The 14,820-nt window shown below is 70.5% G+C and carries 14 protein-coding genes; 13 read left to right on the forward strand and 1 reads right to left on the reverse strand.

Annotated elements, in window-relative coordinates:
- Window positions 1-60 precede the first annotated feature (60 nt).
- A complete protein-coding gene (gene bldD / locus ACFW01_RS37760; protein WP_003977337.1) occupies window positions 61-564 on the reverse strand; it encodes a transcriptional regulator BldD in 504 nt (167 codons plus the stop codon).
- Window positions 565-862: 298 nt separating this feature from the next.
- Between bldD and pyrR the strand changes: the two genes are divergently transcribed.
- The 13 genes from pyrR to metK form a co-directional block, all read left to right on the forward strand.
- Window positions 863-1,453, forward strand: coding sequence for a bifunctional pyr operon transcriptional regulator/uracil phosphoribosyltransferase PyrR (gene pyrR, locus ACFW01_RS37765; protein ID WP_234958278.1), 591 nt, complete (start codon window positions 863-865; stop codon window positions 1,451-1,453).
- Between the two features lie 114 nt (window positions 1,454-1,567).
- On the forward strand, window positions 1,568-2,548 hold the full coding sequence (locus tag ACFW01_RS37770) for an aspartate carbamoyltransferase catalytic subunit (protein ID WP_234958277.1): 981 nt from the start codon (window positions 1,568-1,570) through the stop codon (window positions 2,546-2,548).
- A gap of 5 nt (window positions 2,549-2,553) precedes the next feature.
- On the forward strand, window positions 2,554-3,840 hold the full coding sequence (locus tag ACFW01_RS37775) for a dihydroorotase (protein ID WP_234958276.1): 1,287 nt from the start codon (window positions 2,554-2,556) through the stop codon (window positions 3,838-3,840).
- Window positions 3,837-4,403: a hypothetical protein gene (locus ACFW01_RS37780; RefSeq protein WP_234958275.1), complete on the forward strand. Its 567-nt coding sequence runs from the start codon at window positions 3,837-3,839 to the stop codon at window positions 4,401-4,403. Before ACFW01_RS37775 ends, ACFW01_RS37780 begins: the two co-directional genes overlap by 4 nt.
- Window positions 4,400-5,557, forward strand: a complete 1,158-nt coding sequence (carA, locus tag ACFW01_RS37785) for a glutamine-hydrolyzing carbamoyl-phosphate synthase small subunit (protein ID WP_234958274.1) — start codon at window positions 4,400-4,402, stop codon at window positions 5,555-5,557. The genes ACFW01_RS37780 and carA overlap by 4 nt, the downstream gene beginning before the upstream one ends.
- Window positions 5,550-8,858 carry a carbamoyl-phosphate synthase large subunit gene (gene carB, locus ACFW01_RS37790; RefSeq protein WP_234958273.1) on the forward strand — a complete coding sequence of 1,103 codons (3,309 nt, stop codon included), beginning with the start codon at window positions 5,550-5,552 and terminating at the stop codon, window positions 8,856-8,858. Before carA ends, carB begins: the two co-directional genes overlap by 8 nt.
- A 96-nt stretch (window positions 8,859-8,954) precedes the next feature.
- Window positions 8,955-10,061: a quinone-dependent dihydroorotate dehydrogenase gene (locus tag ACFW01_RS37795; RefSeq protein WP_384511310.1), complete on the forward strand. Its 1,107-nt coding sequence runs from the start codon at window positions 8,955-8,957 to the stop codon at window positions 10,059-10,061.
- A 5-nt stretch (window positions 10,062-10,066) separates the two neighbouring features.
- Window positions 10,067-10,912 carry an orotidine-5'-phosphate decarboxylase gene (gene pyrF, locus ACFW01_RS37800; protein ID WP_234958402.1) on the forward strand — a complete coding sequence of 282 codons (846 nt, stop codon included), beginning with the start codon at window positions 10,067-10,069 and terminating at the stop codon, window positions 10,910-10,912.
- A gap of 233 nt (window positions 10,913-11,145) precedes the next feature.
- Entirely contained in the window at window positions 11,146-11,469 is a 324-nt protein-coding gene (locus tag ACFW01_RS37805) for an integration host factor (protein ID WP_003977346.1), read from the forward strand.
- A gap of 38 nt (window positions 11,470-11,507) precedes the next feature.
- On the forward strand, window positions 11,508-12,101 hold the full coding sequence (gmk, locus tag ACFW01_RS37810; protein ID WP_122617174.1) for a guanylate kinase: 594 nt from the start codon (window positions 11,508-11,510) through the stop codon (window positions 12,099-12,101).
- 51 nt (window positions 12,102-12,152) lie between these two features.
- Window positions 12,153-12,425, forward strand: a complete 273-nt coding sequence (gene rpoZ, locus ACFW01_RS37815) for a DNA-directed RNA polymerase subunit omega (RefSeq protein WP_003977348.1) — start codon at window positions 12,153-12,155, stop codon at window positions 12,423-12,425.
- A gap of 123 nt (window positions 12,426-12,548) precedes the next feature.
- Window positions 12,549-13,751: a bifunctional phosphopantothenoylcysteine decarboxylase/phosphopantothenate--cysteine ligase CoaBC gene (coaBC, locus tag ACFW01_RS37820; RefSeq protein WP_234958271.1), complete on the forward strand. Its 1,203-nt coding sequence runs from the start codon at window positions 12,549-12,551 to the stop codon at window positions 13,749-13,751.
- A 242-nt stretch (window positions 13,752-13,993) separates the two neighbouring features.
- On the forward strand, window positions 13,994-14,820 hold an 827-nt coding region (gene metK, locus ACFW01_RS37825), incomplete at its 3' end, for a methionine adenosyltransferase (RefSeq protein ID WP_384511315.1).

The raw sequence follows: 14,820 nt of genomic DNA on the forward strand, positions 1-14,820 counted from the left end.
GGCCGGAACCGAATGGTTCCGGCCACCCCGGCGGCACGTTTCTGCTGAGGGGTGTGGGGCTCAGAGTTCGTCGTGGGACGCCACCGCGCGGCGCGCGTCCGCGTCCAGGACGCCCCAGCTGATCAGCTGCTCGGTCAGGACCGAGGGCGACTGGTCGTAGATGACGGCGAGTGTGCGCAGGTCGTCCTGGCGGATCGAGAGCACCTTGCCGTTGTAGTCACCGCGCTGCGACTGGATCGTGGCCGCGTACCGCTGGAGGGGGCCCGCCTTCTCGGCCGGCACCGTGGCCAGCCGCTCCAGGTCCAGGACCAGCTTCGGCGGCGGCTCGGCGGCACCGCCCGGGGTGGTGCCCGGCAGCAGCTCCTGCACGGGGACGCCGTAGAAGTCCGCCAACTCGGCGAGGCGCTGCACGGTCACCGCACGGTCGCCGCGCTCGTACGAACCGACCACGACGGCCTTCCAGCGGCCCTGGGACTTCTCCTCGACACCGTGGAGGGAAAGGCCCTGCTGGGTGCGGATGGCCCGGAGCTTGGCCCCGAGCTGTTTGGCGTATTCGCTGGACATATGGCTCCCCGGACAAGGTGTCGACGCGGCCGGCTCTGTCTGCCGGCTCGCGCGGCTGGTAACTCACTGTGAGGTTACGCAGCGTTACTCTCCTGCGTCAAGCCGAATGGGCCGCACCGACTCTTCCGTGGTATCCGCCATCCATTGCCCCGAGCGGGTGACACGGATGCGGCAGAAGAGTGACAGGGGGGTGTCGGGGGTGCCGCCTGCGCGGTCAGTGTGCCTGCTACCGTAGGTGGCGCATATCCGACGTCCTTTAAGATCCGTCCCGTGAGGCGGAGAAGGGGGTCCGTTTCTCATGGACAAGCAGGACCACACGCAGGACGCGCAGCGGGACGCACGGCCCGTCCTGGAGGCACCCGACATCGCACGGGTCCTGACCCGCATCGCCCACGAGATCGTCGAGCGCGCCAAGGGTGCCGACGACGTGGTGCTCCTCGGCATCCCGACCCGGGGCGTCTTCCTCGCCCGGCGGCTCGCCGACAAGCTGGAGCAGATCACCGAACGCAAGATGCCGGTCGGCTCGCTCGACATCACCATGTACCGCGACGACCTGCGCATGCACCCGCCGCGCGCCCTGGCCCGCACCGAGATCCCCGGTGACGGCGTCGACGGCCGCCTGGTCGTCCTCGTCGACGACGTGCTCTTCTCCGGCCGCACCATCCGGGCCGCCCTCGACGCGCTGGGCGACATCGGCCGCCCGCGCGCGGTGCAGCTCGCGGTCCTCGTCGACCGGGGCCACCGCGAACTGCCCATCCGCGCCGACTACGTCGGCAAGAACCTCCCGACGTCGCTGCGGGAGACGGTCAAGGTCCAGCTCGCCGAGGAGGACGGTCGCGACACCGTGCTGCTCGGTGCCAAGCCGGCCGCCCCGGGCGCCCACCCCTAGCGCTGCGCGTACGCACCCAGCCGTGCCGTACGCCCCGTCGGCGCGCCCCCGCGCGTGCCGGGCCGCCCGAATTATCCCGCTCTTCCGCAAGACTCGCCCTACGGAGCCTGACAGATGCAGCGTCATCTCATCTCGGCCGCCGACCTCACCCGCGACGACGCCGTCCTGATCCTCGACACCGCCGAGGAGATGGCCCGGGTCGCGGACCGGCCGATCAAGAAACTGCCGACCCTGCGCGGCCGTACCGTCGTCAACCTCTTCTTCGAGGACTCCACCCGGACCCGGATCTCCTTCGAGGCCGCCGAGAAGCGCCTGTCCGCGGACGTCATCAACTTCACCGCCAAGGGATCCAGCGTCTCCAAGGGCGAGTCCCTCAAGGACACCGCCCAGACCTTGGAGGCCATGGGCGTCGACGCGGTCGTCATCCGGCACGGCGCCTCCGGCGCCCCGTACCGGCTGGCCACCTCCGGCTGGATCGACGCGGCCGTGGTCAACGCCGGCGACGGCACCCACCAGCACCCCACCCAGGCCCTGCTCGACGCCTTCACGATGCGCCGCCGCCTGGTCGGCCGCGACGCCGGCCTCGGCAAGGACCTGGACGGACGCCGGGTCACCCTGGTCGGCGACATCCTGCACAGCAGGGTCGCCCGCTCCAACGTCGACCTGCTGCACACCCTCGGCGCCGAGGTCACCCTCGTCGCCCCGCCCACCCTGCTGCCGGTCGGCGTCGAGACCTGGCCCTGCGAGGTCTCCTACGACCTCGACTCGACGCTGACCAAGTCCGACGCGGTGATGCTGCTGCGCGTGCAGCGCGAGCGCATGAACGCCGCGTTCTTCCCGACCGAGCGCGAGTACTCCCGCCGCTACGGCCTCGACGGCGAACGCATGGCGAAGATGCCCGACCACGCCATCGTGATGCACCCCGGCCCGATGGTCCGCGGCATGGAGATCACCGCCGAGGTCGCCGACTCCGACCGCTGCACCGCCGTCGAGCAGGTCACCAACGGCGTCTCCATCCGGATGGCCGTCCTGTACCTGCTGCTGGGCGGCAACGAGCCCGCCGTGACCCACGCCCGCACCACCGAGGAGAAGTAAGACAGATGAGCAAGATCCTGATCCGCGGTGCGAAGGTGCTCGGCGGCGAGCCGCAGGACGTGCTGATCGACGGCGCGACGATCGCCGAGGTCGGTACGGGGCTGAGCGCCGAGGGCGCCGAGATCGTCGAAGCCGGCGGCAAGGTGCTGCTGCCCGGCCTGGTCGACCTCCACACCCACCTGCGCGAGCCCGGCCGCGAGGACTCCGAGACCGTCCTGACCGGTACCCGCGCGGCGGCCAGTGGCGGCTACACCAACGTCTTCGCCATGGCCAACACCTTCCCGGTCGCCGACACCGCCGGCGTCGTCGAGCAGGTCTGGCGGCTCGGCCAGGAATCCGGCTACTGCGACGTGCAGCCCATCGGCGCCGTGACCGTCGGCCTGGAGGGCGCCAAGCTCGCCGAGCTGGGCGCCATGCACGAGTCCGCGGCCGGTGTCACCGTCTTCTCCGACGACGGCAAGTGCGTCCACGACGCCGTGATCATGCGCCGCGCCCTGGAGTACGTGAAGGCCTTCAACGGCGTAGTCGCCCAGCACGCCCAGGAGCCCCGCCTCACCGAGGGCGCCCAGATGAACGAGGGCGTCGTCTCCGCCGAGCTGGGCCTCGGCGGCTGGCCGGCGGTGGCCGAGGAGTCGGTCATCGCACGGGACGTGCTGCTCGCCGAGCACGTCGGCTCCCGCGTCCACATCTGCCACCTGTCGACCGCCGGGTCCGTCGAGATCGTCCGCTGGGCCAAGTCCCGCGGCATCGACGTCACCGCCGAGGTCACCCCGCACCACCTGCTCCTCACCGACGAGCTGGTCCGGTCGTACAACCCGGTCTACAAGGTCAACCCGCCGCTGCGCACCGAGCGTGACGTGCTGGCGCTGCGCGAGGCGCTCGCCGACGGCACGATCGACATCGTCGCCACCGACCACGCCCCGCACCCGCACGAGGACAAGGACTGCGAGTGGGCCGCCGCCGCCATGGGGATGGTGGGCCTGGAGACCGCGCTGTCGGTGGTCCAGGAGACCATGGTGGAAACGGGCCTGCTGGACTGGGCCGGCGTCGCCGACCGGATGTCCGCCAAGCCCGCGCAGATCGGACAGGCCACCGGACACGGCCGTCCCGTCTCGGCTGGTGAGCCCGCCAACCTCACCCTCGTCGACACGGAATACCGTGGCCAGGTGGACCCCGCGGGCTTCGCCTCGCGCAGCCGCAACACCCCGTACGAGGGTCGTGAGCTGCCGGGCCGTGTGACGCACACGTGGCTGCGGGGCAAGGCCACGCTCGTCGACGGGAAGCTCACGTGACACCTGTAATCCTGCTGGCCGCCGAGAAGGAATCGGCGGAAGTGACCGACTGGGCCGCCCGCATCGGCTGGGTCGTCGGCCTCGGACTGTTCGTCGCACTCGTCTACTGGCTGATGCGCGAGGGCTGGAAGTGGCGCGGCACCCTCCAGGGCGACCTGCCCGAGCTGCCCGGCGCGCCGGACGACCCCGGTGCGGCGAGACTGGTACTGAGCGGCCGCTACCACGGCTCCACCACCGCCGGGCAGTGGCTGGACCGCATCGTGGCGCACGGCCTGGGCACCCGCAGCCGGGTCGAGCTCACCCTGACGGAGGCGGGACTGGACGTCGTACGCCCCGGTGCGGCCGACTTCTTCGTCCCCGTCGCCGCACTGCGTGAGGCCCGGCTCGACAAGGGCATCGCGGGCAAGGTCCTCACCGAGGGCGGACTGCTCGTCGTCACCTGGGCGCACGGCGACAAGCTGATCGACTCCGGTTTCCGCTCCGACCACGCGGCCGAGCACAACGAGTGGGTCGAAACACTGAACGACATGATCAACAAGACGGAAACGGAAGGCGCACGATGACGACCTCCACCAGGGGAGTTGACAGGACTCCCGCCGTACTCGTCCTGGAGGACGGCCGGACCTTCCGCGGCCGCGCCTACGGGGCCGTGGGGGCCACCTTCGGCGAAGCCGTGTTCTCCACCGGCATGACCGGCTACCAGGAGACCCTCACCGACCCGTCGTACCACCGCCAGGTCGTCGTCATGACCGCCCCGCACGTCGGGAACACCGGGGTCAACGACGAGGACATGGAGTCGAAGAAGATCTGGGTCGCCGGCTACGTCGTCCGCGACCCCGCGCGCGTGCCGTCGAACTGGCGCTCCACCCGCTCCCTCGACGAGGAGCTGGCCGCGCAGGGGATCGTCGGCATCTGTGGCATCGACACCCGCGCCCTCACCCGCCACCTGCGTGAGCGCGGCGCCATGCGGGTCGGCATCTTCTCCGGCAACGCGCTGCCCGACGAGGGCACGATGCTCGCCGAGGTCCGCCAGGCCCCCGAGATGAGCGGCGCCGACCTCTCCGCCGAGGTCGCCACCACCGAGGCGTACGTCGTCCCGGCGATCGGCGAGAAGAAGTACACCGTCGCCGCCATCGACCTCGGCATCAAGGGCATGACCCCGCACCGCATGGCCGAGCGCGGCATCGAGGTGCACGTCCTGCCCGCCACGGCCACCGTCGAGGACGTCTACGCCGTCAACCCGGACGGCGTCTTCTTCTCCAACGGCCCCGGCGACCCGGCCACCGCCGACCACCCGGTCTCCGTCATGCGGGGCGTCCTGGAGCGCGGCACCCCGCTCTTCGGTATCTGCTTCGGCAACCAGATCCTGGGCCGCGCGCTCGGCTTCGGCACCTTCAAGCTGAAGTACGGCCACCGCGGCATCAACCAGCCGGTGCAGGACCGCACGACCGGCAAGGTCGAGGTCACCGCGCACAACCACGGCTTCGCCGTCGACGCCCCGCTCGACCGGGTCTCCGACACCCCCTACGGCCGCGCCGAGGTCTCCCACGTCTGCCTCAACGACAACGTGGTGGAGGGCCTCCAGCTCCTCGACCGGCCGGCCTTCAGCGTCCAGTACCACCCCGAGGCGGCCGCCGGCCCGCACGACGCCGCCTACCTCTTCGACCGCTTCACGTCTTTGATGAGCACAGCTTTGATGGAGGGCCAGCGTGCCTAAGCGCACCGATATCCAGTCCGTCCTGGTCATCGGCTCCGGCCCGATCGTCATCGGCCAGGCCGCCGAGTTCGACTACTCAGGCACCCAGGCGTGCCGCGTGCTCAAGGCCGAGGGCCTGCGCGTCATCCTGGTGAACTCCAACCCCGCGACGATCATGACCGACCCGGAGATCGCCGACGCCACCTACGTCGAGCCGATCACCCCCGAGTTCGTCGAGAAGATCATCGCCAAGGAGCGCCCCGACGCGCTGCTGCCGACGCTCGGCGGCCAGACCGCCCTCAACACCGCGATCTCCATGCACGACCAGGGCGTGCTGGAGAAGTACGGCGTCGAACTGATCGGCGCCAACGTCGAGGCGATCAACAAGGGCGAGGACCGCGACCTCTTCAAGGACGTCGTCGAGGAGGTCCGCAAGAAGATCGGACACGGCGAGTCCGCCCGCTCCTACATCTGCCACTCCATGGACGACGTCCTCAAGGGCGTCGACGCGCTCGGCGGCTACCCGGTCGTCGTCCGCCCCTCCTTCACCATGGGCGGCGCCGGCTCCGGCTTCGCCCACGACGAGGAGGAGCTGCGCCGCATCGCCGGACAGGGCCTCACCCTCTCGCCGACCACCGAGGTGCTCCTGGAGGAGTCCATCCTCGGCTGGAAGGAGTACGAGCTGGAGCTGATGCGCGACAAGCACGACAACGTGGTGGTCGTCTGCTCCATCGAGAACTTCGACCCCATGGGCGTGCACACCGGCGACTCGATCACCGTCGCGCCCGCGATGACCCTGACCGACCGCGAGTACCAGGTGCTGCGCGACGTCGGCATCGCGATCATCCGCGAGGTCGGCGTCGACACCGGCGGCTGCAACATCCAGTTCGCGGTGAACCCCGAGGACGGTCGCGTGATCGTCATCGAGATGAACCCGCGCGTGTCGCGCTCCTCGGCGCTCGCCTCCAAGGCGACCGGCTTCCCGATCGCCAAGATCGCCGCCAAGCTGGCCGTCGGCTACACGCTCGACGAGATCCCGAACGACATCACGCGCGAGACCCCGGCCTCCTTCGAGCCGACCCTCGACTACGTGGTCGTCAAGGCCCCGCGCTTCGCCTTCGAGAAGTTCCCGCAGGCCGACTCCACCCTCACCACCACCATGAAGTCGGTCGGCGAGGCCATGGCCATCGGCCGCAACTTCACCGAGGCCTTCCAGAAGGCGCTGCGCTCGCTTGAGAAGAAGGGCAGCCAGTTCACCTTCGTCGGCGAGCCGGGCGACAAGGCCGAGCTGCTGCGCGAGGCCGTCCGGCCCACCGACGGCCGCATCAACCTGGTCATGCAGGCCATCCGCGCGGGCGCCACGCCCGAGGAGGTCTTCGAGTACACGAAGATCGACCCCTGGTTCGTCGACCAGCTCTTCCTGATCAAGGAGACCGCCGACGAGCTGACCGCGGCGCCCGAGCTGACCGCCGACCTGCTCGCCGAGGCCAAGCGGCACGGCTTCTCCGACCAGCAGGTCGGCGAGATCCGCGGCCTGCGCGAGGACGTCGTCCGCGAGGTCCGGCACGCGCTCGGGATCCGCCCGGTCTACAAGACGGTCGACACCTGTGCCGCCGAGTTCGCCGCGCGGACGCCGTACTTCTACTCCTCCTACGACGAGGAGACCGAGGTCGCGCCGCGCGAGAAGCCGGCCGTCATCATCCTGGGCTCCGGCCCGAACCGCATCGGCCAGGGCATCGAGTTCGACTACTCCTGCGTCCACGCCTCCTTCGCGCTCAGCGACGCCGGGTACGAGACCGTGATGGTCAACTGCAACCCGGAGACCGTCTCCACCGACTACGACACCTCCGACCGGCTGTACTTCGAGCCGCTCACCCTGGAGGACGTCCTGGAGATCGTCCACGCCGAGCAGCAGGCCGGCCCGGTCGCCGGGGTCGTCGTCCAGCTCGGCGGCCAGACCCCGCTGGGCCTGTCGCAGGCGCTCAAGGACAACGGCGTCCCGGTCGTCGGCACCCCGCCCGAGGCCATCCACGCCGCGGAGGACCGCGGCGCCTTCGGCCGGGTCCTCGCGCAGGCGGGCCTGCCCGCCCCCAAGCACGGCACCGCCACCACCTTCGCCGAGGCCAAGGGCATCGCCGACGAGATCGGCTACCCCGTCCTGGTACGGCCCTCCTACGTCCTCGGCGGACGCGGTATGGAGATCGTCTACGACGAGACCCGCCTGGAGGCGTACATCGCCGAGTCGACCGAGATCAGCCCCTCCCGGCCGGTCCTGGTCGACCGGTTCCTGGACGACGCGATCGAGATCGATGTCGACGCGCTGTACGACGGCGAGGAGCTGTACCTCGGCGGCGTCATGGAGCACATCGAGGAGGCCGGCATCCACTCCGGCGACTCGGCGTGCGCCCTGCCCCCGATCACGCTCGGCGGCTTCGACATCAAGCGGCTGCGCGCCTCCACGGAGGGCATCGCCAAGGGCGTCGGCGTGCGCGGCCTGATCAACATCCAGTTCGCGCTGGCCGGGGACATCCTGTACGTCCTGGAGGCCAACCCGCGCGCGTCCCGCACGGTCCCCTTCACCTCGAAGGCGACCGCGGTGCCGCTGGCCAAGGCCGCCGCCCGCATCTCACTGGGCGCGACCATCGCCGAGCTGCGCGCCGAGGGCCTGCTCCCGGCCACCGGCGACGGCGGCGAGCTGCCGCTGGACGCGCCGATCTCCGTCAAGGAGGCCGTGATGCCGTGGTCCCGTTTCCGGGACATCCACGGCCGCGGCGTCGACACCGTCCTCGGCCCGGAGATGCGCTCCACCGGCGAGGTCATGGGCATCGACTCCGTCTTCGGCACCGCCTACGCCAAGTCGCAGGCGGGCGCGTACGGCCCGCTGCCCACCAAGGGACGTGCCTTCATCTCGGTCGCCAACCGGGACAAGCGCTCGATGATCTTCCCGGCCCGCGAGCTGGTCGCCCACGGCTTCGAGCTGATGGCCACCTCCGGCACAGCCGAGGTCCTCAAGCGCAACGGCATCAACGCCACGGTGGTCCGCAAGCAGTCCGAGGGCCCCGGCCCGAACGGCGAGAAGACCATCGTCCAGCTCATCCACGACGGCGGGGTCGACCTCATCGTCAACACCCCGTACGGCACCGGCGGCCGCCTCGACGGCTACGACATCCGCACGGCCGCCGTGGCCCGCTCCGTGCCCTGCCTGACCACCGTCCAGGCACTGGCGGCGGCGGTCCAGGGCATCGACGCCCTCAACCACGGAGACGTGGGAGTGCGCTCGCTCCAGGAACACGCGGAATTCCTGACCGCGGCCCGCGACTAGCGGCCCCGAGGGGGACACCGGAAACGGTGTCCCCCTCTTCATGAGCCGACCGTCTCCTTCATGAGCCGACCCTCTCCAGAGGCGTCACGAGGACACATGTACACGATCTTCTTCAAGCTCTTCTTCTCCCGCATGGACCCGGAGCAGGCCCACCACCTGGCCTTCCGCTGGATCCGCCTGGCCGCCCGCGTCCCCGTGCTGCGCACCTTCGCCGCCGCCACGCTCGCGCCCCGCCACAAGGAACTTCGCACCGAGGCCCTGGGCCTGCGCATGCACGGACCCTTCGGGCTCGCCGCCGGGTTCGACAAGAACGCCGTCGCCGTCGACGGCATGGCGATGCTCGGCTTCGACCACGTCGAGATCGGCACCGTGACCGGGGAGCCGCAGCCCGGCAACCCCAAGAAGCGGCTCTTCCGGCTGGTGGGCGACCGGGCGCTGATCAACCGGATGGGCTTCAACAACGACGGTTCGCTGGCCGTGGCGGCCCGCCTGGCCTCCCGCACGCCCGTCTTCCGGACCGTCGTCGGCGTCAACATCGGCAAGACCAAGGCCGTCCCGGAGGAGGAGGCCGTCGGCGACTACGTGAAGTCCGCCGAACGGCTCGCCCCGCACGCCGACTACCTGGTCGTCAACGTCTCCTCCCCGAACACGCCCGGGCTGCGCAACCTCCAGGCCACCGAGGCGCTGCGTCCGCTCCTGACGGCGGTCCGCGAGGCCGCCGACCGCGCGGTCACCGCCCGGCGCGTCCCGCTCCTGGTGAAGATCGCGCCGGACCTCGCCGACGAGGACGTGGACGCGGTCGCCGACCTGGCCGTGGAGCTGGGCCTGGACGGCATCATCGCCACCAACACCACCATCGCGCGCGAGGGCCTGGGCCTGACCTCCTCACCCGTCCTCGTGCGGGAGACCGGCGGCCTGTCCGGCGCGCCGCTCAAGGCGCGCTCCCTGGAGGTCCTGCGCCGCCTGTACGCGCGCGTGGGCGACCGGATCACCCTGGTGGGCGTCGGCGGCGTGGAGAACGCCGAGGACGCCTGGGAGCGCATCCTGGCCGGGGCCACGCTGGTCCAGGGCTACAGCGCGTTCATCTACCAGGGCCCGTTCTGGGGCCGTGCCGTCCACAAGGGCCTCGCCGCGCGGCTGCGGCAGAGCCCCTACGCCACCCTCGCCGACGCGGTCGGCGCCGACGTGAGGAAGCCCCGATGACCCGCATGACGGTACTCGAGCCCTTCGGCGCCCGGCTGCGCCGCGCGATGGACGAGCGCGGCCCGCTGTGCGTCGGCATCGATCCGCACAGCTCCCTGCTCGCCGAGTGGGGGCTGGGCGACGACGTGGCCGGTCTGGAGCGCTTCAGCCGCACCGTCGTCGAGGCGACGGCGGACCGGGTGGCCGTGCTCAAGCCGCAGAGCGCCTTCTTCGAGCGCTTCGGTTCGCGCGGCGTCGCCGTCCTCGAGAAGTCCGTCGAGGAGGCGCGCGCGGCCGGCGCACTGGTTGTCATGGACGCCAAGCGCGGCGACATCGGCTCGACCATGGCCGCCTACGCGGAGTCCTTCCTGCACAGGGACGCGCCGCTGTTCTCGGACGCGCTGACGGTCTCGCCCTACCTCGGCTACGGCTCCCTGAGGCCGGCCGTCGACCTGGCGCGCGAGAGCGGTGCCGGTCTGTTCGTGCTGGCGCTGACCTCCAACCCGGAGGGCGGCGAGGTCCAGCACGCGGTCCGGTCCGACGGGCGGAGCGTGGGGGCGACGATGCTGGCCCACCTGGCCGCCGAGAACGCGGGGGAGGAGCCCCTCGGCTCCTTCGGCGCGGTGGTCGGCGCCACCCTCGGCGACCTGTCGTCGTACGACCTGGACGTCAACGGGCCGCTCCTCGCGCCCGGCATCGGCGCCCAGGGAGCGACCCCGGCGGACCTGCCGCGGGTGTTCGGGGCGGCGGTGCGCAATGTGGTGCCGAATGTCAGCCGGGGTGTGCTTCGTCACGGTCCGGACGCGACCGCGCTGCGTACGGCCACGGACCGCTTCGCCGACGAGGTCAGGACCGCTTTGGCGGCGGCCTAGGACGTCCAGAGCTTGGATACATCCTCAAATCCGAGGCATTATGTCCTAAATGTCTGGCCTGACGGAGGCTGACCAGGACTTTTCCGCTGTTCTCGCTGACTCTGGCGGACTTGACCGCTAGTCTCCGTCGAGAGTCGGCGGGCAAGCGTGTTGCTCGTGGCTCCCCAGGTGTGGGGCGACTAGGTTCCTCACCGGTCCGTATCCGACAGTTCGACATCCGAGGTGACGTAGGCGTGGCTCTTCCGCCCCTTACCCCTGAACAGCGCGCAGCCGCGCTCGAAAAGGCCGCCGCGGCTCGCCGGGAGCGGGCCGAGGTCAAGAATCGACTCAAGCACTCCGGCGCCTCCCTCCACGAGGTCATCAAGCAGGGTCAGGAGAACGACGTCATCGGCAAGATGAAGGTCTCCGCCCTCCTCGAGTCCCTGCCGGGCGTGGGCAAGGTCCGCGCCAAGCAGATCATGGAGCGTCTGGGCATCTCCGAGAGCCGCCGCGTGCGCGGTCTCGGGTCCAACCAGATCGCCTCCCTGGAGCGTGAGTTCGGCAGCACCGGCAGCTGAGTCCGGACCACTCCGGGATTGCTGGAATAATCGCAGGCATGGCTGCAACACCCCGGGGGACGTCCCCCGTACCCCCGGACGCACGTCCGCGGCTGACCGTGCTCTCCGGCCCCTCGGGGGTCGGCAAGAGCACGGTCGTCGCCCATATGCGCAAGGAACACCCCGAGGTATGGCTGTCGGTCTCGGCGACGACCCGCCGGCCCCGCCCGGGCGAGCAGCACGGTGTCCACTACTTCTTCGTCACCGACGAGGAGATGGACAAGCTGATCGCCAACGGGGAGCTGCTGGAGTGGGCCGAGTTCGCCGGCAACCGCTACGGCACGCCGCGCGCGGCGGTACTGGAGCGCCTGGAGGCCGGTGAGCCGGTGCTCCTGGAGATCGACCTCCAGGGCGCCCGGCAGGTCCGCGCCTCCATGCCCGAGGCCCAGCTGGTGTTCCTCGCCCCGCCCTCCTGGGAGGAGCTGGTGCGCCGGCTCACCGGGCGCGGCACCGAACCGCCGGACGTGATCGAGCGCCGCCTCGACACGGCCAAGGTCGAGCTGGCGGCCGAGCCGGAGTTCGACCAGACGCTGGTCAACACCTCCGTCGAGGACGTGGCGCGCGAGCTGCTAGCCTTGACGAACGTCGTGTGATCGTTACTGGTCACCCTGACTGAATCTTTCCCATCCATCGGAAGGTAGAGCGTGTCCTCTTCCATCTCCGCGCCCGAGGGCATCATCAACCCGCCGATCGACGAGCTCCTCGAGGCCACGGACTCGAAGTACAGCCTCGTGATCTACGCGGCCAAGCGGGCCCGCCAGATCAACGCGTACTACTCGCAGCTCGGCGAGGGCCTCCTCGAGTACGTCGGTCCGCTCGTCGACACCCACGTGCACGAGAAGCCGCTCTCGATCGCCCTGCGCGAGATCAACGCGGGGCTGCTGACCTCCGAGGCCATCGAGGGTCCGGCGCAGTAGTACCGGCGACATCGGCGGTAGTATTTTCATCCTGAAGCTGACTTTTCCACAGGCCCGGCAGCCCGACTGTCGGGCCTGTGGTGTGTCATGGGTCGTAAGCGTTATCCGAGTCGGGGAGAGACGGTGGACAAGCCCAAGGTCGTTCTGGGGGTCAGTGGCGGCATCGCCGCGTACAAGGCCTGTGAGCTGCTGCGCAGGTTCACGGAGTCGGGACACGAGGTCCGGGTCGTCCCCACCGCCTCCGCCCTGCACTTCGTCGGCGCCGCCACCTGGTCCGCCCTGTCCGGAAACCCCGTGTCGACCGAGGTGTGGGACGACGTCCACGAGGTCCCGCACGTGCGCATCGGCCAGCACGCCGACCTGGTCGTCGTCGCGCCCGCCACCGCCGACATGCTGGCCAAGGCGGCCCACGGCCTCGCCGACGACCTCCTCACCAACACCCTCCTGACGGCCCGCTGCCCGGTCGTCTTCGCGCCCGCCATGCACACCGAGATGTGGGAGCACCCGGCCACCCAGGAGAACGTGGCGACACTGCGCCGCCGCGGCGCAGTCGTCGTCGAACCGGCCGTCGGCCGCCTCACCGGCGTCGACACCGGCAAGGGGCGGCTGCCCGACCCCGGCGAGATCTTCGAGGTCTGCCGCCGGGTGCTCGCCCGGGGCACGCGGGAGCCCGACCTCACCGGACGCCATGTCGTGGTCAGCGCCGGCGGCACCCGGGAGCCCCTCGACCCGGTCCGGTTCCTGGGCAACCGCTCCTCCGGCAAGCAGGGCTACGCCCTCGCCCGCACCGCCGCCGCGCGCGGGGCCCGCGTCACCCTGCTCTCGGCGAACCCGTCGCTCCCGGACCCGGCCGGAGTGGACGTGGTCCCGGTGGGCACCGCCGTGGAGCTGCGTGAGGCGGTGCTGCGGGCCGCGGCGGACGCCGACGCCGTCGTCATGGCCGCCGCGGTCGCCGACTTCCGCCCGGCCGTCTACGCCACCGGGAAGATCAAGAAGCAGGACGGCCAGGAACCGGCGCCGATCGCCCTGGTGCGGAATCCGGACATCCTCGCCGAGGTCTCCGGCAGCCGGGCCCGCTCCGGGCAGGTGGTCGTCGGCTTCGCCGCCGAGACCGACGACGTGCTGGCCAACGGCCGGGCCAAGCTGAAGCGCAAGGGCTGCGACCTCCTCGTGGTCAATGAGGTGGGGGAACGCAAGACCTTCGGCGCGGAGGAGAACGAGGCGGTCGTCCTCGGCGCCGACGGCACCGAGACCCCCGTGCCGTACGGTCCGAAGGAGGACCTGGCCGAAACGGTGTGGGACCTCGTGGCCGAACGACTCGCCTGAATGGGCCATTCGGCCGGACGGTCCGCGCGAACCCCGCGCTTTCGAGCGTGGCGGCCCTGGCCAAGGCCGCCTCGTTCCGGGCAGAATGCGCGTGCCGCAGGTCACAGCCCTTCCGAGAGCTGAGACGGGTGAGTCCGCGGCCGAGCGTGACCGATAAACTGTTCCTTGGACGTCGCCGGGTGCAGCTCCCCGTGCCGTCCGCCCATGATCAGCCAGCAGCCGCTGCAACCCCAGGGAGCGTTGTGTCCCGTCGCCTGTTCACCTCGGAGTCCGTGACCGAAGGTCACCCCGACAAGATCGCTGACCAGATCAGCGACACCATTCTCGACGCGCTTCTGCGCGAGGACCCGACCTCTCGGGTCGCCGTCGAAACCCTGATCACCACCGGTCTGGTGCACGTGGCCGGAGAGGTCACGACCAAGGCCTACGCGGACATCGCCACCCTCGTCCGCGGCAAGATCCTGGAGATCGGCTACGACTCCTCGAAGAAGGGCTTCGACGGCGCGTCCTGCGGCGTCTCGGTCTCGATCGGCGCCCAGTCCCCGGACATCGCGCAGGGCGTCGACACGGCCTACGAGAACCGGGTGGAGGGCGACGAGGACGAGCTGGACCGGCAGGGCGCCGGTGACCAGGGCCTGATGTTCGGCTACGCGTCCGACGAGACGCCGACCCTCATGCCGCTGCCGGTCTTCCTGGCGCACCGCCTGTCCAAGCGCCTCTCCGACGTCCGCAAGAACGGGACCATCCCTTACCTGCGCCCCGACGGCAAGACGCAGGTCACCATCGAGTACGACGGCGACAAGGCCGTCCGGCTCGACACGGTCGTGGTCTCCTCCCAGCACGCCAGCGACATCGACCTGGAGTCGCTGCTGGCTCCGGACATCAAGGAATTCGTCGTCGAGCCGGAGCTGAAGGCGCTGCTCGACGACGGCATCAAGCTGGACACGGAGAACTACCGGCTCCTGGTCAACCCCACCGGCCGCTTCGAGATCGGCGGCCCGATGGGCGACGCCGGCCTCACCGGCCGCAAGATCATCATCGACACCTACGGCGGCATGGCCCGCCACGG

The sequence above is a fragment of the Streptomyces sp. NPDC058985 genome, assembly GCF_042740985.1.
Lineage (GTDB): Bacteria > Actinomycetota > Actinomycetes > Streptomycetales > Streptomycetaceae > Streptomyces.

Coding starts and splice junctions, on each gene's coding strand:
- carA (WP_234958274.1), top strand. CDS start 4,400: ATGACGACCTCCACCAGGGGAGTTGACAGGACTCCCGCCGTACTCGTC.
- pyrF (WP_234958402.1), top strand. CDS start 10,067: ATGACGGTACTCGAGCCCTTCGGCGCCCGGCTGCGCCGCGCGATGGAC.
- ACFW01_RS37770 (WP_234958277.1), top strand. CDS start 1,568: ATGCAGCGTCATCTCATCTCGGCCGCCGACCTCACCCGCGACGACGCC.
- ACFW01_RS37795 (WP_384511310.1), top strand. CDS start 8,955: ATGTACACGATCTTCTTCAAGCTCTTCTTCTCCCGCATGGACCCGGAG.
- ACFW01_RS37775 (WP_234958276.1), top strand. CDS start 2,554: ATGAGCAAGATCCTGATCCGCGGTGCGAAGGTGCTCGGCGGCGAGCCG.
- pyrR (WP_234958278.1), top strand. CDS start 863: ATGGACAAGCAGGACCACACGCAGGACGCGCAGCGGGACGCACGGCCC.
- bldD (WP_003977337.1), bottom strand. CDS start 564: ATGTCCAGCGAATACGCCAAACAGCTCGGGGCCAAGCTCCGGGCCATC.
- gmk (WP_122617174.1), top strand. CDS start 11,508: ATGGCTGCAACACCCCGGGGGACGTCCCCCGTACCCCCGGACGCACGT.